General features: G+C 72.4%; 18 protein-coding genes. 17 read left to right on the forward strand and 1 reads right to left on the reverse strand.

From position 1 onward, the window contains the following. The first annotated feature begins 100 nt into the window (after nucleotides 1-100). The 17 genes from hrcA to AC07DO_RS02555 all read left to right on the forward strand — a co-directional run bounded on the left by hrcA (nucleotide 101) and on the right by AC07DO_RS02555 (nucleotide 18,424). Nucleotides 101-1,117, forward strand: a complete 1,017-nt coding sequence (gene hrcA, locus AC07DO_RS02475) for a heat-inducible transcriptional repressor HrcA (RefSeq protein WP_268771173.1) — start codon at nucleotides 101-103, stop codon at nucleotides 1,115-1,117. Further along, nucleotides 1,118-2,257, forward strand: coding sequence for a molecular chaperone DnaJ (gene dnaJ / locus AC07DO_RS02480; RefSeq protein WP_479056456.1), 1,140 nt, complete (start codon nucleotides 1,118-1,120; stop codon nucleotides 2,255-2,257). It begins immediately after the preceding gene. A 317-nt stretch (nucleotides 2,258-2,574) separates the two neighbouring features. After that, nucleotides 2,575-3,654: a nitronate monooxygenase gene (locus AC07DO_RS02485; protein WP_479056457.1), complete on the forward strand. Its 1,080-nt coding sequence runs from the start codon at nucleotides 2,575-2,577 to the stop codon at nucleotides 3,652-3,654. Beyond that, complete coding sequence (locus AC07DO_RS02490; protein WP_479056458.1) at nucleotides 3,651-4,394, forward strand: 16S rRNA (uracil(1498)-N(3))-methyltransferase; 744 nt, start codon at nucleotides 3,651-3,653, stop codon at nucleotides 4,392-4,394. Before AC07DO_RS02485 ends, AC07DO_RS02490 begins: the two co-directional genes overlap by 4 nt. 21 nt (nucleotides 4,395-4,415) lie before the next feature. After that, entirely contained in the window at nucleotides 4,416-4,808 is a 393-nt protein-coding gene (locus AC07DO_RS02495) for a VOC family protein (RefSeq protein ID WP_150167620.1), read from the forward strand. Nucleotides 4,809-4,902: 94 nt separating this feature from the next. Continuing rightward, complete coding sequence (locus AC07DO_RS02500) at nucleotides 4,903-5,532, forward strand: hypothetical protein (RefSeq protein ID WP_479056459.1); 630 nt, start codon at nucleotides 4,903-4,905, stop codon at nucleotides 5,530-5,532. A 45-nt stretch (nucleotides 5,533-5,577) separates the two neighbouring features. Then, complete coding sequence (locus AC07DO_RS02505) at nucleotides 5,578-8,817, forward strand: S41 family peptidase (RefSeq protein ID WP_479056460.1); 3,240 nt, start codon at nucleotides 5,578-5,580, stop codon at nucleotides 8,815-8,817. A gap of 103 nt (nucleotides 8,818-8,920) precedes the next feature. Next, nucleotides 8,921-9,274: a histidine triad nucleotide-binding protein gene (locus AC07DO_RS02510; RefSeq protein ID WP_479056462.1), complete on the forward strand. Its 354-nt coding sequence runs from the start codon at nucleotides 8,921-8,923 to the stop codon at nucleotides 9,272-9,274. 13 nt (nucleotides 9,275-9,287) lie between these two features. Next, nucleotides 9,288-10,193, forward strand: a complete 906-nt coding sequence (locus AC07DO_RS02515) for a ribonuclease Z (RefSeq protein WP_479056464.1) — start codon at nucleotides 9,288-9,290, stop codon at nucleotides 10,191-10,193. 31 nt (nucleotides 10,194-10,224) lie between these two features. After that, a complete protein-coding gene (locus AC07DO_RS02520) occupies nucleotides 10,225-11,226 on the forward strand; it encodes an adenosine deaminase (RefSeq protein WP_479056466.1) in 1,002 nt (333 codons plus the stop codon). A 152-nt stretch (nucleotides 11,227-11,378) separates the two neighbouring features. After that, the gene (locus AC07DO_RS02525) at nucleotides 11,379-12,569 is read left to right on the forward strand and encodes a macrolide family glycosyltransferase (RefSeq protein WP_479056468.1); all 1,191 of its coding nucleotides are present in this window, start codon (nucleotides 11,379-11,381) and stop codon (nucleotides 12,567-12,569) included. A 53-nt stretch (nucleotides 12,570-12,622) separates the two neighbouring features. Continuing rightward, entirely contained in the window at nucleotides 12,623-13,927 is a 1,305-nt protein-coding gene (locus AC07DO_RS02530) for a glucarate dehydratase family protein (protein WP_479056469.1), read from the forward strand. 54 nt (nucleotides 13,928-13,981) lie between these two features. Continuing rightward, nucleotides 13,982-15,085, forward strand: coding sequence for a carbohydrate kinase family protein (locus AC07DO_RS02535; protein WP_479056471.1), 1,104 nt, complete (start codon nucleotides 13,982-13,984; stop codon nucleotides 15,083-15,085). A 135-nt stretch (nucleotides 15,086-15,220) separates the two neighbouring features. Next, the gene (locus AC07DO_RS02540; RefSeq protein WP_479056473.1) at nucleotides 15,221-16,249 is read left to right on the forward strand and encodes a PhoH family protein; all 1,029 of its coding nucleotides are present in this window, start codon (nucleotides 15,221-15,223) and stop codon (nucleotides 16,247-16,249) included. Nucleotides 16,250-16,261: 12 nt separating this feature from the next. Continuing rightward, the gene (ybeY, locus tag AC07DO_RS02545) at nucleotides 16,262-16,759 is read left to right on the forward strand and encodes an rRNA maturation RNase YbeY (RefSeq protein WP_479056476.1); all 498 of its coding nucleotides are present in this window, start codon (nucleotides 16,262-16,264) and stop codon (nucleotides 16,757-16,759) included. A gap of 4 nt (nucleotides 16,760-16,763) precedes the next feature. Continuing rightward, complete coding sequence (locus AC07DO_RS02550) at nucleotides 16,764-18,071, forward strand: hemolysin family protein (protein WP_479056478.1); 1,308 nt, start codon at nucleotides 16,764-16,766, stop codon at nucleotides 18,069-18,071. Continuing rightward, entirely contained in the window at nucleotides 18,068-18,424 is a 357-nt protein-coding gene (locus tag AC07DO_RS02555) for an MmcQ/YjbR family DNA-binding protein (protein ID WP_479056480.1), read from the forward strand. The genes AC07DO_RS02550 and AC07DO_RS02555 overlap by 4 nt, the downstream gene beginning before the upstream one ends. A gap of 206 nt (nucleotides 18,425-18,630) precedes the next feature. Here AC07DO_RS02555 and AC07DO_RS02560 read toward each other — a convergent pair whose 3' ends face one another. Then, nucleotides 18,631-18,762, reverse strand: a complete 132-nt coding sequence (locus AC07DO_RS02560) for a hypothetical protein (RefSeq protein WP_479056482.1) — start codon at nucleotides 18,760-18,762, stop codon at nucleotides 18,631-18,633. Between the last annotated feature and the right edge of the window lie 159 nt (nucleotides 18,763-18,921).

The following is an 18,921-nucleotide window of genomic DNA, read 5'->3' on the forward strand; positions in this document are numbered from 1 at the left end:
TTTGAAGTGCTGGCACTCGCCCGCGGGGAGTGCCAGGCGAGGGGGCTCGGGGGATGCCGGGGCCCGTCGTGAACGACGGAGACAGCTGGAGGTGTGCGCGATGCTCAGTGAACGCAGGCTCGAAGTGCTGCGCGCCATCGTCCATGACTACGTGGGGACGGAGGAGCCCGTCGGCTCCAAGGCGCTCACCGAGCGACACCGTCTGGGGGTCTCCCCGGCCACCGTCCGCAACGACATGGCGGTGCTGGAGGAGGAAGGGTTCATCGCCCAGCCGCACACCAGCGCGGGGCGCATCCCCACCGACAAGGGCTACCGCCTCTTCGTCGACAAACTCGCGGGCGTCAAACCGATGACCGCGCCCGAGCGGCGCGCCATCCAGAACTTCCTCGACGGCGCCGTCGACCTCGACGACGTCGTGGGGCGCACGGTGCGGCTGCTCGCGCAGCTCACCCGGCAGGTCGCCGTGGTGCAGTACCCGTCGCTCACGCGGTCGACGGTGCGGCACGTGGAGCTGCTCTCGCTGGCCCCCGCCCGGCTGATGCTCGTACTGATCACGGACACGGGCCGGGTCGAGCAGCGCATGATCGACTGCCCCGTGCCGTTCGGCGAGAGCGCGCTCGCGGACCTGCGGGCCCGGCTGAACAGCAGGGTCGCGGGGCGGCGCTTCGCGGATGTGCCACAGTTGGTGCAGGACCTGCCCGAGGCCTTCGAGGCCGAGGACCGCGGCACCGTCGCGACGGTCCTGTCCACCCTCCTCGAGACGCTCGTGGAGGAGACGGAGGAGCGGTTGATGATCGGCGGCACCGCCAATCTCACCCGCTTCGGACATGACTTTCCCCTCACCATCCGGCCCGTTCTCGAAGCCCTTGAGGAGCAGGTCGTGCTCCTCAAGTTGCTTGGGGAAGTGCAGGATTCGGGCATGGCCGTACGGATCGGTCACGAGAACGCCCATGAGGGGCTCAGCTCCACGTCCGTGGTCTCGGTCGGCTACGGTTCGGGAAGCGAGGCAGTCGCCAAACTCGGCGTGGTCGGACCGACCCGCATGGACTATCCGGGAACGATGGGAGCAGTACGCGCAGTGGCACGTTACGTCGGACAGATCCTGGCGGAGTCGTAAGTGGCCACGGACTACTACGCCGTACTCGGCGTGCGCCGCGACGCTTCCCAGGACGAGATCAAGAAGGCCTTCCGGAGGCTGGCGCGTGAGCTTCACCCGGATGTGAATCCGGACCCGAAGACTCAGGAGCGCTTCAAGGAGATCAACGCCGCGTACGAGGTGTTGTCGGACCCGCAGAAGAAGCAGGTCTACGACCTCGGTGGCGACCCCCTGTCCCAGGCGGGCGGCGGCGGAGGCGCGGGCGGCTTCGGCGCCGGCGGCTTCGGCAACTTCTCCGACATCATGGACGCGTTCTTCGGGACGGCGTCGCAGCGCGGGCCGCGCTCGCGCACGCGTCGCGGCCAGGACGCCATGATCCGGCTCGAGATCGACCTCGAAGAGGCCGCCTTCGGGACCACCAAGGACATCCAGGTCGACACGGCCGTCGTCTGTACGACCTGCAGCGGCGAGGGTGCCGCGCCGGGGACGTCCGCGCAGACGTGTGACATGTGCCGCGGTCGCGGTGAGGTGTCGCAGGTCACGCGGTCCTTCCTCGGCCAGGTCATGACGTCCCGGCCCTGCCCGCAGTGCCAGGGCTTCGGCACGGTCGTGCCGACGCCGTGCCCCGAGTGCGCGGGCGACGGGCGGATCCGCTCGCGGCGGACGCTGACGGTCAAGATTCCGGCGGGTGTCGACAACGGCACGCGGATCCAGCTCGCGGGCGAGGGCGAGGTCGGCCCCGGCGGTGGTCCCGCCGGCGACCTGTACGTCGAGATCCACGAGCTGCCGCACGCCGTCTTCCAGCGGCGCGGTGACGATCTGCACTGCACGGTGACGATCCCGATGACCGCGGCGGCCCTCGGCACGAAGGTGCCGCTGGAGACGCTCGACGGCCTGGAAAGGATCGACATCCGTCCCGGCACGCAGTCGGGGCAGTCCGTTCCGCTGCACGGGCGCGGCATCACGCACCTGCGGGGCGGCGGTCGCGGTGACCTCATCGTGCACGTCGAGGTCCTTACGCCGACGAAGCTCGACGCCGAGCAGGAGCGGGTGCTGCGGGAGCTGGCGCAGCTGCGGGGGGAGGAACGGCCCACGGGGCAGTTCCAGCCCGGGCAGCAGGGCCTGTTCTCCCGCCTGAAGGACGCGTTCAACGGGCGGTAGCGCCTTGAGCGGTTCTCCGGTGCCCCCGGCGCGGGATCTTCCCGTGCCGGGGGCTCCTTTTGTTTCCCTGCGGGCCGTGGGGGCTGGTCGCGCAGTTCCCCGCGCCCCTAAAAGCAACCCGTCCCGCGCCTCTAAAAGCAACCGTCCCGCGCCCTAAAAGGGGCCCGGGACGGGCCTTTCAGGGGCGCGGGGAACTGCGCGAGCAACCCGGGACGGGCCGCAGACGCCGACGGTGGGCAGGGGGCAGACGGGGCGGCGCACGCCCGGTGCGGGGTGCGCGATTCGGTGCGGGATGCAGGGCGTGGCACGATGCCGTCATGTCCTCCGCACTGACCGAGCTCTGTCGTCTTCCGATCGTGCAGGCCCCCATGGCGGGCGGTGCCTCCGGGCCCGCGCTGGCCGGGGCCGTCGCCGAGGCCGGGGGGCTCGGGTTCCTCGCTGCCGGGTACAAGACCGCCGACGGGATGTACCAGGAGATCAAACAGTTGCGGGGGCTCACCTCGCGGCCCTTCGGCGTCAACCTGTTCATGCCGCAGCCCGACACCGCGGACGCCGCGGCCGTCGAGGTGTACCGCAACCAGCTCGCCGGCGAGGCCACCTGGTACGAGACCGAGCTCGGCGACCCGGACAGCGGGCGCGACGACGGGTACGACGCCAAGCTGGCGATCCTGCTCGACGACCCCGTACCGCTCGTCTCCTTCACCTTCGGCTGCCCCACCCGTGACGTCCTCGACTCCTTCGCCCGCGTCAACACCCTGACCGTCGTCACCGTCACCACCGCCGAGGAGGCCCAGACCGCCCAGTGGGCGGGCGCCGACGCCGTGTGCGTGCAGGGCGTCGAGGCGGGCGGACACCAGGGCACCCACAAGGACAACCCGGAGGCCGACGGGGCCGGCATCGGTCTCCTCTCGCTGATCACGCAGGTCCGCGAGACCGTGCAGATCCCCATCGTCGCCGCCGGCGGGCTGATGCGCGGCGCGCAGATCGCCGCCGTGCTCGCCGCGGGCGCCGACGCCGCGCAGCTCGGCACCGCCTTCCTCGTCACCCCCGAGTCGGGTGCCAACCCGCTCCACAAGCAGGCCATGACCAATCCGCTCTTCGTGCGGACCGAGCTGACCCGGGCGTTCTCCGGCCGCCCCGCGCGCGGCCTCGTCAACCGGTTCATGCGGGAGCACGGCCCGTACGCCCCCGCCGCCTACCCGCAGGTCCACCACCTCACCAGCGCCCTGCGCAAGGCCGCCGCGAAGGCCGGGGACGCGCAGGCCATGGCGCTCTGGGCCGGGCAGGGCCACCGGCTCGCCCGCGAGCTGCCCGCCGCACAGCTCGTCGAGGTCCTCGCCGCCGAACTCGCCGAGGCGAGGGCGCAGGCCGCGTCGGCTTCGGAGGGCTCCGCATGACCGCCCCGGTCTTCGTCGTCGAGCACTTCGACGCGGGCGGCGGCGGGCGCTACGTGCTGGACGGGCCCGAGGGGCGGCACGCCGTCTCCGTGAAGCGGCTGCGCGCCGGTGAGGACGTCGTCCTGACCGACGGCGCCGGGCGCTGGGCGGAGTGCGTGGTCGTGGACACCGAGGGCAAGGACCGGCTGATCGTCCACATGGACTCCGTCGCCGACGAGCCCGAGGAGTCGCCCCGCATCACCGTCGTACAGGCCCTGCCCAAGGGCGACCGCGGGGAACTCGCCGTGGAGACCATGACGGAGACCGGCGTCGACGCCGTCGTGCCGTGGACCGCGTCGCGCTGCATCACGCAGTGGAAGGGCGAGCGCGGCCTCAAGGCCCTCGCCAAGTGGCGGGCCACCGCGCGCGAGGCCGGCAAGCAGTCGCGCCGGGTCCGCTTCCCCGAGGTCGCCGACGCCGCGTCGACCAAGCAGGTCGCCGCGCTCCTCGCGGACGCGGACTTCGCGGCCGTCCTGCACGAGGAGGGCAGCAGCGACCCGCTGGCCACGGCGGAGCTTCCCGCGGCCGGGCACATCGTGCTGGTGGTCGGGCCCGAAGGGGGCGTATCGCCGGAGGAGCTCGCGGTGTTCGCCGAGTCGGGTGCCAAGCCGTACCGGCTCGGGCGTAGCGTGTTGCGCACGTCGACCGCCGGGACCGCGGCGACGGCGCTCCTCCTGGGACGCACCGGCCGCTGGTCCTGACCGAACCCCACGGGGGATGCGTTGGAACTCGCCCAGGTGCGTCTGCTCGTCGCGGACTTCCCCGCCTGCTACCGCTTCTACGGCGAAGTGCTGGGCCTCAAGCCCCAGTCGGGCGCCCAGGACGGACCGTACGAGAAGTTCAGTCCCGCCGTCGGCTCGGCCGGCATCGCGCTGCAGGACCGGGCGATGATGGCGGGGCTGCTCGGTGAGCTGGCCGACGCGGCGACCGGGCACCGCTCACTGGTGGTGCTCAGGGTCGACGACCTGGACGCGTACTGCGCGGAGATCGTCGGGCGCGGGGCGGTGCTCGCGCACGGGCCCGCGCCCATGACGGAGCGCATGCGGGTGGCCCACCTCAAGGATCCCGAGGGCAACCTGGTGGAGTTGCAGGAGTGGCTGCTGCTGCGCACCTGAGCCGTTTCCGGCCGGGCCCGCCCGGCGGGGCGCGGTGGACGGATGGCCGCAAGCGGTCTACCGCACCGCCGTGCGCGGTGGCACTCTGCCGCCCATGGGGGCATTGAGGCGGTTACGCGGCCGGGTGTCGGGGACACGGCGTACGACGATCCTGTACGCCGTCGGGTTCGCCGGCGCCGCCGCGCTGGGAGTCACCGCGTGCGAGCCCGTGGACGGCGGGATGAACACCTCCGCGGTCGCGCTCACCGTGGACGAGATGGGGACCAAGGAGCTGGAGCGGCAGGGGGCCGACGTGGCCTGGCTCAGCTGCACCGCCGGTTTCCAGGACAAGGTCACGCCGAGCGGCGGGTCCGCCCCGACGGAGTCCGTGATCGAGGTGGACTGCCAGGGCGAGACCGACGACGGGACGGACATCGCCGTCAAGGGCCGGGTGAGCTCCGTCGTCGACGGGGCCTGCGTACGCGGCAACCTCACCGCCAGGATCGGCAACGAGGAGTGGTTCCGCGTCGACGTCCTCGGCAACTGCGACGCGGGCGACGGAAACGGCGACGGAAACGGCAACGGCGGCGGCAACGGTGACGGCGGGAACGACGGGGGCGATCAGCCCTCCACCCCGCCGACCCCCCAGGAGCCCGACCCCGCGCCCACCCCCACCGTCACCGTGACCGTCACCGCGGACCCGCCCCCGCCCCGGCCGACCTGCGATTGCGTGCCCGGGAAATGATCGTCCCCCTGTCGGCCCGACCTGCGCCTGCCTAGGCTGGTCGGTGTGACAGAGGCAGCGCACCGCGCATATCTCCGGTTCCCGCACATCCACGGCGAGTTGCTCGCGTTCGCGGCAGAGGACGACGTCTGGGTCGCGCCCCTCGACGGGGGCCGCGCCTGGCGGGTCAGCGCCGACAACACGCCCGTGAACCATCCACGCATATCCCCGGACGGCACGACCGTCGCCTGGACCTCCACGCGCGACGGAGCCCCCGAGGTGCACATCGCACCCGTCGACGGCGGCCCCTCCAAGAGGCTGACGTACTGGGGGAGTTGGCGTACCTCCGTGCGCGGCTGGACCCCCGACGGGCGGGTCCTCGCCGTCAGCGCGGCGGGACAGGCCTCCCTGCGCCGCAGTTGGGCGCGGGCCGTGCCGCTCGACGGCGGCCCCGCCGCCACCCTGCCGTACGGCCCCGTCGGCGACGCCGCCCACGGCCCCGACGGGCAGGTCCTGCTGCTCTCCGTCCCGATGGGCCGCGAGGCCGCCTGGTGGAAGCGGTACCGCGGCGGCACCGCGGGCAAGCTGTGGATCCGGCACGCCGACGAGGACGGCGCGGCCCCCGGCGGGGAGGAGCCCCGTTTCGTACGCGTCCACGAAGAGCTCGACGGCAACATCGAGTACCCGCTCCTCGTCGGCGGGCGCATCGCCTTCCTCTCCGACCACGAGGGCGTCGGCGCTCTCTACTCCTCCCTGCCCGACGGCTCCGACCTGCGCCGCCACACCCCCCTCGACGGCTTCTACGCCCGCCACGCGGCCACCGACGGCACCCGCGTCGTCTACATGTCCGCGGGTGAACTCTGGCTCCTCGACGATCTGTCGGACGCCGAACCCCGCCGCGTCGACCCGCGCCTCGGCGGCCAGCGCACCGACCTCCAGCCGCACCCCGTGAGCGCCGCCCACTGGTTCGGGACCGCCGCGCCCGACCACACCGGACGCGGCAGCGCCGTCTCCGTGCGCGGCTCCGTCCACTGGGTCACGCACCGGGAGGGCCCCGCCCGAGCGCTCGCCGCCGAGCAGGGGGTGCGCGCCCGGCTGCCGCGCACGTTCCGCGTGCAGGGCGAGGAGCACGTCGTATGGGTCACGGACGCCGAGGGCGACGAGGCCCTCGAATTCGCGCCCGCCACCGGCTCCGCACCCGGCGCCACCCCGCGCAGGCTCGCCGCCGGACAGCTCGGCCGGGTGCTCGGGCTCGCCGTCGCCCCCGACGGCTCCCGCGCCGCCGTCGCCTCGCACGACGGGCGGGTACTGCTCGTCGAGCGCGAGAGCGGCGAGGTCCGCGAGGTGGACCGCAGCGAGGACGGCGAGGTCACCGGCCTCGTCTTCTCACCCGACTCCTCCTGGCTCGCCTGGTCGCACCCCGGCCCGAGCCCGCTGCGGCAGCTGAAGCTCGCCAACACCGCCGACCTGTCGGTGGCCGAGGCGACCCCGCTGCGCTTCCGCGACTACGCGCCCGCGTTCACCCTCGACGGCAAGCACCTCGCGTTCCTCTCCGCCCGCGCCTTCGACCCGGTCTACGACGCGCACGTCTTCGACCTCGCCTTCGTCGGCGGCTCACGCCCGTACCTGATCACGCTCGCCGCGACCACGCCGTCCCCCTTCGGGCCGCAGCGCCACGGCAGGGCCTTCGACGCGCAGGACGGCGCCGAGACCCCCGACAGCGAGGGCGCGCCCGTCACCCGCATCGACTTCGACGGACTCGCCGACCGCATCGTGCCGTTCCCCGTCGAGGCCGCCCGCTACAGCACGCTGCGGGCCGCGAAGGACGGCCTGCTCTGGCTCCGCCACCCGGTGCGCGGCGTCCTCGGCGCCTCCCGCGCCACCCCGCACGCCCCGGACCCCAGGACCGAGCTGGAGCGGTACGACTTCGCGGAGCGCCGCGTCGAGGAACTCGCCGCCGACGCCGACCACTTCGCGGTCACCGGCGACGGCAAGCGGATCCTGCTGTGGACCGACGGCAAGCTGAAGGTCGTGCCCAGCGACCGGCGCGCCTCCGGCGACGAGGACAGCGCGTCGAACATCACCGTCGATCTCACCCGCATCCGTCACACCGTCGACCCGGCGGCCGAGTGGCGCCAGATGTACGACGAGACGGGCCGCCTCATGCGGGACAACTTCTGGCGGCCCGACATGGGCGGCGTCGACTGGGCCGGTGTACTGGAGCGCTACCGCCCCGTCCTCGACCGCGTCGCAACCCACGACGACCTCGTCGACCTGCTGTGGGAGGTGCACGGCGAACTCGGCACCTCGCACGCCTACGTCACACCGCGCGGCGGCGGAGGCGGATCGCACCGGCAGGGCCTCCTCGGCGCGGACCTCGCCCGCGGCGAGGACGGCCTGTGGCGCATCGACCGGATCCTGCCCTCGGAGACGTCCGACCCGGACGCGCGGTCGCCGCTCGCCGCGCCCGGCGTCGCGGTCCGCCCCGGTGACGCGGTCATCGAGGTCAACGGCAGGCCCGTCGACCCCGTCGCGGGGCCGGGACCGCTGCTCGTCGGCACCGCGGGCAAGGCCGTCGAGCTGACGGTCTCGCCGTCCGGCGGCGGCGACGCCCGGCACGCCGTGGTCGTCCCCGTCGACGACGAGGAGCCGCTGCGCTACCACGCCTGGGTCGCCGACCGGCGGGCCTACGTCCACGAGCGCTCGGGCGGCCGCCTCGGCTACCTGCACGTGCCCGACATGCAGGCGCCGGGGTGGGCGCAGATCCACCGTGACCTGCGCGTCGAGGTCGCCCGCGAGGGCCTGGTCGTGGACGTCAGGGAGAACCGCGGCGGGCACACCTCGCAGCTCGTCGTGGAGAAGTTGGCGCGCCGCGTCGTCGGCTGGGACCTGCCCCGCGGCTCCCGCGCGCTCAGCTATCCGGCGGACGCGCCGCGCGGTCCGGTCGTCGCCGTCGCCAACGAGTTCTCCGGCTCCGACGGCGACATCGTCAACGCCGCGATCAGGGCGCTCGGCATCGGACCCGTGGTGGGCACCCGCACGTGGGGCGGCGTCATCGGCATCGACAGCCGCTACCACCTGGTCGACGGGACGCTGGTGACGCAGCCGAAGTACGCGTTCTGGCTGGAGGGCGAGGGCTGGGGCGTCGAGAACCACGGCGTCGAACCGGACGTGGAGGTCGTCACCACCCCGGACGACCACGCGGCGGGCCGTGACCCGCAGTTGGACGAGGCGGTGCGGATCGCGCTGGCCGCGCTCGCGGAGAACCCGGCGAAGACCCCGCCGGAGCTGCCGGGCGCGGAGTGACCCGGCCTCGGCGGCCTCGCTCCGGCGACCTTGCCCCGGCCCGGTGACGCGGGGCCGATAGCATGCGGAACGTACTGATCTTCCCCAATCCAGGAGGCGGCCCATGGCGGGCGAAGCGCAAAGCGACTGCCTGTTCTGCAAGATCGTCGCGGGCGAGGTGCCGGCGACCGTCGTCCGGGAGACCGAGACGACCGTGGCCTTCCGCGACATCAACCCGCAGGCGCCGACCCACGTCCTGGTGATCCCCAAGGCGCACTACCCGGACGCCGCGTCGCTCGCCGCCGCCGAGCCGGCGATCGCCGCGGACGTGCTGCGGGAGGCGGGCGAGGTCGCCGCCGAGGAGAAGGCCGACAGCTACCGCATCGTCTTCAACACCGGGGCCGGCGCGGGCCAGACCGTCTGGCACGCGCACGCGCACGTCCTGGGCGGCCGCGGCCTCCAGTGGCCGCCCGGATAGCGGGCCGTCCTCCTTGTCCGCACGTGAACTGGTGGTGCTCGGCACCGCCAGCCAGGTCCCCACCCGGCACCGCAACCACAACGGCTATGTCCTGCTCTGGGACGGCCAGGGCATCATGTTCGACCCCGGCGAGGGCACGCAGCGCCAGATGCTGCGCGCCGGGGTCGCCGCCCACGACCTGCACCGGATCTGCGTCACGCACTTCCACGGTGACCACTCCCTGGGCCTGGCCGGGGTGATCCAGCGCATCAACCTCGACCGGGTTCCGCACCCCGTCACCGCCCACTACCCGGCGTCGGGACAGCGCTTCTTCGACCGGCTGCGGTACGCGACGGCCTACCGCGAGACCGTGCGGCTCACCGAGGCGCCGGTCGCCGCGGACGGCCCGCTGGACGTCACGCCCGCGTACACCCTCGACGCGATGAAGCTCTCCCACCCCGTCGAGTCGTACGGCTACCGCCTCACCGAGCCCGACGGGCGCCGGATGCTGCCCCGGCTCCTCGCCGAGCACGGCATCGGCGGGCCCGACGTCGGCCGGCTGCAGCAGGAGGGCAGCCTGCGCGGCGTGACCCTCGAGGAGGTCAGCGAGGTGCGGCGCGGGCAGCGGTTCGCCTTCGTGATGGACACCCGGCTCTGCGACGGCGTGCACGCCCTCGCCGAGGGCTGCGACATGCTCGTCATCGAGTCGACGTTCCTCGACGAGGACGAGCAGCTCGCCACCGACCACGGCCACTTGACCGCCGGACAGGCGGCCCGCGTGGCCGTCGAAGCGGGCGTGCGCCACCTCGTCCTCACCCACTTCAGCCAGCGCTACCCCGACCCGGACCGCTACGAACAGCAGGCCCGCGCCGCCGGATACGAAGGCGAACTCACCGTCGCCCGCGACCTGTTGCGCGTGCCCCTCCCCAAGCGAACCTGAGCACCACCACAGAACTGAGCGAGACCGCACCATGCCGATCCCCAAGGCCGAACTCCACCTCCACATCGAAGGCACCCTCGAACCCGAGCTCGCCTTCGCGCTCGCCGCACGCAACGGCGTCGAACTGCCCTACGCCGACACCGAAGAGCTCCGCAAGGCCTACCTCTTCGACGACCTCCAGACCTTCCTCAACCTCTACTACCGCCTCATGGCCGTGCTGCGCACCGAGGCCGACTTCGAGGAACTCGCGGACGCCTACCTCGCCCGCGCCGCCGCACAGGGCGTCCGGCACGCGGAGATCTTCTTCGACCCGCAGGCGCACACCGCGCGCGGGGTCCCCATCGGCACCGTCGTCGAAGGGCTCGCCCGCGCCCTGGACCGCAGCGAGGAGCGGCACGGCGTCTCCACGCGCCTCATCATGTGCTTCCTGCGCGACCAGTCCGCCGACTCCGCGCTGGAGACCCTGACGGCCGCCGAGCCCCACCTCCACCGCATCATCGGCATCGGCCTGGACTCCGCCGAGGTCGGCCACCCGCCGGCCAAGTTCAAGCAGGTGTACGAGGCGGCCGCCGCCCGCGGCCTGCGGCTCGTCGCCCACGCGGGGGAGGAGGGCCCGCCCGCGTACATCACGGAGGCCCTCGACGTCCTGGGCGTCGAGCGCATCGACCACGGGCTGCGCTGCATGGAGGACCCGGAACTGGTAAAGCGCCTGGTCCGCGACCGGGTCCCGCTCACGCTCTGCCCGCTCTCCAACGTCCGGCTGCGCACCATCGACGTCCTGGAGGACCACCCGCTGCCGCGGATGCTGGACGCGGGCCTCATGTGCACGGTCAACTCCGACGACCCTGCCTACTTCGGCGGGTACGCCGACGACAACTTCCACGCCGTGTGCGAGGCCCTCGGGCTCGACCGGGAGCGGCTGCGGACGCTGGCCCGCAACTCCTTCCTGGCGAGCTTCCTCGACCGGGACGCGGCGGACGAGGCCCTGCGGGCGAAGTACCTCGCCGAGGTCGACGCTTATTCGTTCGACTGATCGCCGGGTGCCGGGCTAGGGTCCCCGGCATGGACTCCATCGCGCAGATCTACGGCTGACACGGCCCCTTGGCCCCCGCCCGCCCCTTCCGGGGCCGTGGCGGCGGGCCGTCGTGTCCCCACCCGTAGCTTTTCGTACGCGAAGGAACTCCCATGTCATCCCGACGTCTCTCCCGCCGCCCTGCCCACATCGCCATGGTCGGCGTCCCGATGGTCAGCCACGTGCTGCCCGGACTCGAAGTCATCCGTGAACTGGTGGCGCGCGGCCACCGCGTGACGTACGCCAACGACCCCGCGACCGCCGGGCTCATCGAGCCCACCGGCGCCGAACTCGTCGCGTACGAGTCCACGCTCCCGTTCCGCGACAACATCTGGCCCGACGACCCGATCGAGGCGAGCGCGCTCTTCCTCGACGACGCGATGGCGGTGCTCCCGCAGCTCCACGCGGCGTACGACGACGACCCCGCGGACCTGTACCTGTACGACGTCGGCGCGTACGTCGCCCGTGCGCTCGCCGAGGCGCAGGGGCGGCCGCTCGTTCAGCTGTCGCCCACCTTCGTGGCGTGGGGCAGCTATCAGGAGGACGTCGGCGCGCACCTCGCCCAACTGCCGGGCGCCGACGTCCTGGAGGCCCGGTTCGAGGAGTGGCTCGCCGGGTGCGGTGCCACCACGCTGGACGTCGCGGAGTTCTCGGGGGTGCCGCCGCGCGCCCTCGCCACCGTGCCGCGGGCCATGCAGCCGCACGCCGACACCGTCGACGCCGCGCGGGTCGACTTCGTCGGGCCCTGCCTCGGCGACCGCGCCCGGCGCGAGACGTGGGAGCGGCCCGCCGGCGCGGAGAAGGTGCTCCTGGTGTCGCTCGGCTCGGCGTACACCGTGCAGCCGGAGTTCTACCGGCAGTGCGTGGCCGCCTTCGGGGATCTGCCGGGGTGGCACGTCGTGCTGCAGATCGGCAAGCACGTGGATCCCGCGGAGCTCGGCGACGACGTTCCCGGCAACGTCGAAGTCCGTTCGTGGGTGCCGCAGCTGGCCGTTCTGGAGCAGGCCGACGCCTTTGTCACGCACGCCGGGATGGGCAGCAGCGGCGAGGGTCTCCACGCCGGTGTGCCGATGATCGCCGTGCCGCAGGGCGCGGAGCAGCCGATGAACGCGGACCGGCTCGTGGAGCTCGGTGTCGCGCGGCGCGTGGACACGTCGGAGGCGACCGGTGAGGTGCTGCGGGCCGCCCTGCTCGAGCTGACCTCGGATCCCTGTGTCGCCCGCAGGTGCGCCGAGTTGAAGGAGGAGGTCCGCGCCGAGGGCGGTGCGGTGCGCGCGGCCGACCTGATCGAGGCCGAGCTCTGACGCTCGGCACCCGCCATTGACGCTCGACGTTCGCGTACCTAGTCTCCGTTCTCATGCATGGACAGAGTCTCGTCATCGCGGATGTCCGTCTCACCCCCGTCCTCGTCGCCGACCCGCCGCTGCTCAACACGCAGGGCGTGCATCAGCCCTACACGCCCCGCCTGATCATCGAGGTGGTCACCGCGGGTGGGGTGAGCGGGATAGGGGAGACCTACGGGGACTCGAAGTACCTGGAGCTGGCCCGGCCTCTCGCCGGGCGGCTCGTCGGGCACGACGTGTCCGATCTGAACGGGCTGTTCACACTCGCGGACGACGTGGCCGTGGACGCCGCGCGGGTCGACGACTCCGTGGACGTCGGCGGTCTGCGCGGCGTGCAGACCGCCGGCAAGCTGCGGCTGTCCGTCGTCTCCGGGTTCGAGGTCGCGTGCCTGGATGCCCTCGGCAAGGCGCTCGGGCTGCCCGTGCACGCCCTGCTCGGCGGCAAGGCGCGCGACGCCGTGGAGTACAGCGCGTACCTGTTCTACAAGTGGGCCGAGCACCCCGCGGGCGTCGCGAGCGAGAAGGACGAGGGGTGGGGTGCCGCGCTCGACCCGGCCGGGATCGTCGCCCAGGCACGCCTGTTCACCGAGCGGTACGGCTTCACCTCCTTCAAGCTCAAGGGCGGCGTCTTCCCGCCCGACGAGGAGGTCGCCGCGATCCGCGCGCTGGCCGAGGCGTTCCCCGGCCTGCCGCTGCGGCTCGACCCCAACGGTGCCTGGTCCGTGGAGACGTCGCTGAAGGTCGCGGCGGAACTCGGCGACGTACTCGAATACCTGGAGGACCCGGCGCTCGGCACGCCCGCCATGGCGCGGGTCGCCGCGGGCACGCGGGTGCCGCTCGCCACGAACATGTGCGTGACGACCTTCGAGGAGATACCGGAGGCCTTCACGCAGGGCGCCGTGCAGGTCGTGCTCTCCGACCACCACTACTGGGGCGGACTGCGGCGCACCCGTGAACTGGCGGCCGTCTGCCGCACGTTCGGCGTCAGCGTGTCCATGCACTCCAACACGCACCTCGGCATCAGCCTCGCCGCGATGACCCACGTGGCGGCCACCGTCCCCGGCCTCGACCACGCCTGCGACTCGCACTACCCGTGGCAGGCCGAGGACGTCCTGACCTCCCGGCTCCGGTTCACCGACGGCAAGGTCGCCGTCACCGACACCCCCGGCCTCGGCGTCGCACTCGACCGGGAGAAGCTCGCCGCCCTGCACGCGCGCTGGCTCGACGACGACTTCCGCGCACTGCGGGAGCGCGACGACGCCGCGGCGATGCGGGCCGCCGACCCGGAATGGACGACTCCGGCCGTGCCGCGCTGGTAGGTCCACGACCGGTAACCGCGAGCCCCGGCAGGCATCGTCCGTTACGTTGCCTGCATGGTCGTACCCGTACAGCCCACCGTCGACCCGCTGAAAGCGGCCCGCAGAGCCGGGGATCCGGACTGCGACGTCTACCTCACCGGCACGGTCTTCCTCGACATCATCTTCACCGGCCTCGACTCGGCGCCCGTGCGCGGGACCGAGTCCTGGGCCCGCGGCATGGGATCGAGCCCCGGGGGCGTCGCCAACATGGCGACCGCCCTCGCCCGGCTCGGCCTGCACACCTCGCTCGCCGCGGCCTTCGGGGACGACCACTACGGGGAGTACTGCTGGGACGCCCTCGAACAGGGAGAGGGCATCGACCTCACCCCGTCACGCACCGTGCCCGGCTGGCACTCCCCGGTGACCGTCTCCATGGCGTACGAGGGCGAACGCACCATGGTGAGCCATGGCCACGAGCCGCCGCCGGACGCCGACGCCCCCGACGGAGGCGCCCCGTCCTGCCCGCCCCGCGCGCGTGCCGCCGTCGCCTCCCTGACGCCCGGCGCCCGCGCCCCCTGGATCGCGCAGGCCGCACGCAGCGGCACCCGCATCTTCGCCGACGTCGGCTGGGACGACACCGGCCGCTGGGACCTCGCGGCCCTGCCCGACCTGGCGCACTGCGAGGCGTTCCTGCCCAACGCGGAGGAGGCGATGCGCTACACCCGCACCTCCTGCCCCCGCGCGGCGGCCCGCGCCCTCACCGACCACGTGCCGCTCGCCGTGGTGACCCTCGGCGCGGAGGGCGCGTACGCCGTGGACGGGCGGACCGGCGAGACGGCGGAGGTCCCGGCCATCGAGGTCGAGGCGCTCGACCCCACCGGCGCCGGAGACGTCTTCGTCGCCGGGTTCGTCACCGGCACCCTCGCCGAGTGGCCCCTCGCGGACCGGCTCGCCTTCGCCGGCCTCACCGCCGCGCTCTCCGTCCAGGAGTTCGGCGGCTCCCTGTCGGCGCCCGGCTGGGCGGAGGTGGGCGCGTGGTGGCGCCGGGTCCGCGAATTCGACGACCAGGACCCCCTGGCCCTGCGGCGCTACGCCTTCCTGCAGTCCCTGCTGCCCGCCGCGGCGCGCCCGTGGCCGCTCCGCAGGGCCGTGCCGACGATCGGGTTCCGGTCGGCGTAGCGGAAGAGCTGAGGCGGAAGGGGGGAAAAGGCCTACGGCCTGTCCCGCGCCGCGTCGTACTCTTGGGAGAGCAAGGCTGTCGAGCGGCCACCAAGCCCCGCACGAGGAGGATGAGCAGGCCTACAGAGCCGGCCCATGACTCAGACACCCACGACTCACACCGACGCGCAGGACAGGGCCCGAGCCCACTTCGCCGTCCCGGCCAACCACCCGATGGTGACGGTTCTCGGCTCCGGCGACGCCCTGCTGCGGGTGATCGAGAAGGCCTTCCCGGCGGCCGACATCCACGTCCGGGGCAATGAGATCAGCGCCGTGGGCAGCGCCCCCGAAGTCGCTCTCATCCAGCGCTTGTTCGACCAGATGATGCTGGTGCTCCGCACCGGTCAGCCGATGACGGAGGACGCAGTGGAACGCTCGATCGCCATGCTGAGGGCGGACGAGAACGGCAACGGCGCGGAGGAGACCCCCGCCGAGGTCCTCACGCAGAACATCCTCTCGTCCCGCGGCCGCACCATCCGCCCCAAGACCCTCAACCAGAAGCGGTACGTCGACGCGATCGACAAGCACACCATCGTCTTCGGCATCGGGCCCGCGGGCACGGGCAAGACCTACCTGGCCATGGCCAAGGCCGTGCAGGCCCTCCAGTCCAAGCAGGTCAACCGCATCATCCTGACGCGTCCCGCGGTCGAGGCGGGCGAGCGGCTCGGCTTCCTGCCGGGCACCCTGTACGAGAAGATCGACCCGTACCTCCGCCCGCTCTACGACGCCCTGCACGACATGCTCGACCCCGACTCCATCCCGCGCCTCATGGCGGCGGGCACCATCGAGGTCGCCCCCCTCGCGTACATGCGCGGCCGGACGCTGAACGACGCGTTCATCATCCTCGACGAGGCGCAGAACACCAGCGCCGAGCAGATGAAGATGTTCCTGACCCGCCTCGGCTTCGACTCGAAGATCGTCATCACCGGCGACATCACCCAGGTCGACCTGCCGGGCGGCACCAAGAGCGGTCTGCGCGAGGTGCAGCGGATCCTCGACGGCGTGGAGGACATCCACTTCTCGCGGCTCACGTCCAACGACGTGGTCCGGCACAAGCTGGTCGGCCGTATCGTCGACGCGTACGAGCAGCACGACAGCCGCAGCAGCGGCAACAACGGGAAGTAGACCAGCAGCACCATGTCGATCGACGTCAACAACGAGTCCGGAACCGAGGTCGACGAGCAGGCGATCCTCGACATCGCCCGCTACGCCCTCGCGCGGATGCGCATCCACCCGCTCTCCGAGCTCTCGGTGATCGTCGTGGACACCGACGCCATGGAGCAGCTGCACATCCAGTGGATGGACCTGCCGGGGCCCACGGACGTCATGTCCTTCCCCATGGACGAGCTGCGGCCGCCCATGAAGGACGACGAGGAGCCGCCGCAGGGCCTCCTCGGCGACATCGTGCTCTGCCCCGAGGTCGCCACCCAGCAGGGCAAGGACGCCCCGACGCAGCACTCCATGGACGAGGAGCTCCAGCTCCTCACCGTCCACGGCGTCCTGCACCTGCTCGGGTACGACCACGAGGAGCCCGACGAGAAGGCCGAGATGTTCGGCCTCCAGGCCGCGATCGTCGACGGCTGGCGCGCCGAGAAGGGCCTCACCGGCCCGTCCCCGGCGCCCACGGTCTCGTAGCGCCATGAACCCTCAGCTGATCGCCGGCGCGGTCGCCCTGGTCGTCGTGGCCTGGCTCGCGGCGTGCGCCGAGGCGGGCATCGCCCGGGTCTCCAGTTTCCGCGCGGACGAGGCGGTCCGCTCCGGGCGGCGCGGCAGCGCGAAGCTCGCGCAGGTCGCCGCCGACCCGACGCGGTACCTCAACGTGGCGCTGCTCGTGCGGGTGGCGTGCGAGATGGCCGCGGCGGCCCTGGTGACGTACGCCTGCCTCCAGGAGTTCGACGAGACCTGGCACGCCCTCGCGGTCGCCATCGGCGTGATGGTCCTGGTCAGCTATGTCGCCGTGGGGGTGTCCCCGCGCACGATCGGCCGTCAGCACCCGCTGAACACGGCGACCGCCGCGGCGTACGTCCTGCTGCCGCTGGCCCGCGTCATGGGCCCGATCCCGCCGCTCCTGATCCTCATCGGCAACGCGCTCACGCCCGGCAAGGGCTTCCGGCGCGGCCCGTTCGCCTCCGAGGCCGAGCTGCGCGCGATGGTGGACCTCGCCGAGAAGGAGTCGCTGATCGAGGACGAGGAGCGGCGCATGGTCCACTCCGTCTTCGAGCTCGGCGACACGCTCGTACGGGAGGTCATGGTCCCGCGCACGGACCTGGTAGCCATCGAACGGTTCAAGACGATCCGCCAGGCCCTGACCCTCGCCCTGCGCTCCGGCTTCTCGCGCATACCGGTGACGGGCGAGAGCGAGGACGACATCGTCGGCATGGTGTACCTGAAGGACCTGGCCCGCAAGACGCACATCAACCGGGACAGCGAGTCCGAGCTGGTGTCGACGGCGATGCGCCCGGCCACCTTCGTCCCGGACACGAAGAACGCGGGCGACCTGCTGCGCGAGATGCAGCAGGAGCGCAATCACGTGGCCGTGGTCATCGACGAGTACGGCGGCACGGCCGGCATCGTGACCATCGAGGACATCCTCGAGGAGATCGTCGGCGAGATCACCGACGAGTACGACCGCGAGCTGCCGCCCGTCGAGGAGCTGGCCGACGGCTGCTACCGCGTGACGGCCCGCCTAGACATCGGCGACCTCGGGGAGCTCTTCGGGGTCGACGAGTTCGACGACGAGGACGTGGAGACCGTCGGCGGCCTCCTCGCCAAGCAGCTGGGCCGCGTCCCGATCGCGGGGGCCTCCGCGACCGTGCCGCTGCCGGACGCGCGCGAGCTGAAGCTCACCGCGGAGTCCGCCGCGGGCCGCCGCAACCGCATCATGACGGTGCTCGTGGAGCCCGTGGCCGCCGGTGCCGGGGCGGAGAGGGCGGGGGAGACCGGGTGACGCCCGAGGGCCTGCGCGCGTTCTGCCTCTCCTTCAACGGCGCGGTGGAGGACTTCCCGTTCACGCCGGAGACGTCCGTCTTCAAGGTGGCCGGGAAGATGTTCGCGCTCACGGCCCTCGACGGACGCCCGCTCACCGTCAATCTGAAGTGCGAGCCGGACATCGCCGCCCGGCTGCGGGCGGCGCATCCGGAGATCGTGCCGGGCTGGCACATGAACAAGCGCCACTGGAACACGGTGACCGTCGACGGCGGCCTGCCCGACCGGCAGGTCCGGGAGCTCGTCGAGGACTCGTACGACTTGGTGGTCGCGAAACTGCCCCGGGCGGAGCGGCTGCGGCTCGACCGTCCCTGAGGGGCGTGCGCGGCGCGGGAGCGCACCCGGCGAAGTGTCCCAACAGGCCCTCGCCATCGGGGTGGTGGGACAGGCAGAATGGAGTGACAGGCGGATCCGAAAACGCTCCCACTCCGGGCTGCCGGCCAAGGAACTCGGAGTGGAAACGTCTGTGCGATGGCGTCCGCCGCAGCTGGCCCCGGCCTCAGGCCGGGGTCAGTTCGCGTTCACACGTGGGGCAGCACCCACCTGTCGATGATCTCCTGGATCATCACCAAGAGGCTCACCCACGGGGCCGACAGTGCGGCCCGTTCGGTCCACGTGCGGATGGTGCGGCGCCCGTCAGGCTTTTCGGCCATCGGGCTGTACTCCTTCCTGGTTCCACGCAAGTCGTGGATACCGCGGCGAGCCACGAACGGGTGGCGCCAGGAAGGGGGAAATCAGCGGTGCCGACGGCACTCGGTGGAGTGGGTCCGCACCTGATCGGCTCTGTTCCCAACCTCCTTGCGACGACGGTC

It is taken from the genome of Streptomyces sp. NPDC045678, assembly GCF_056432085.1.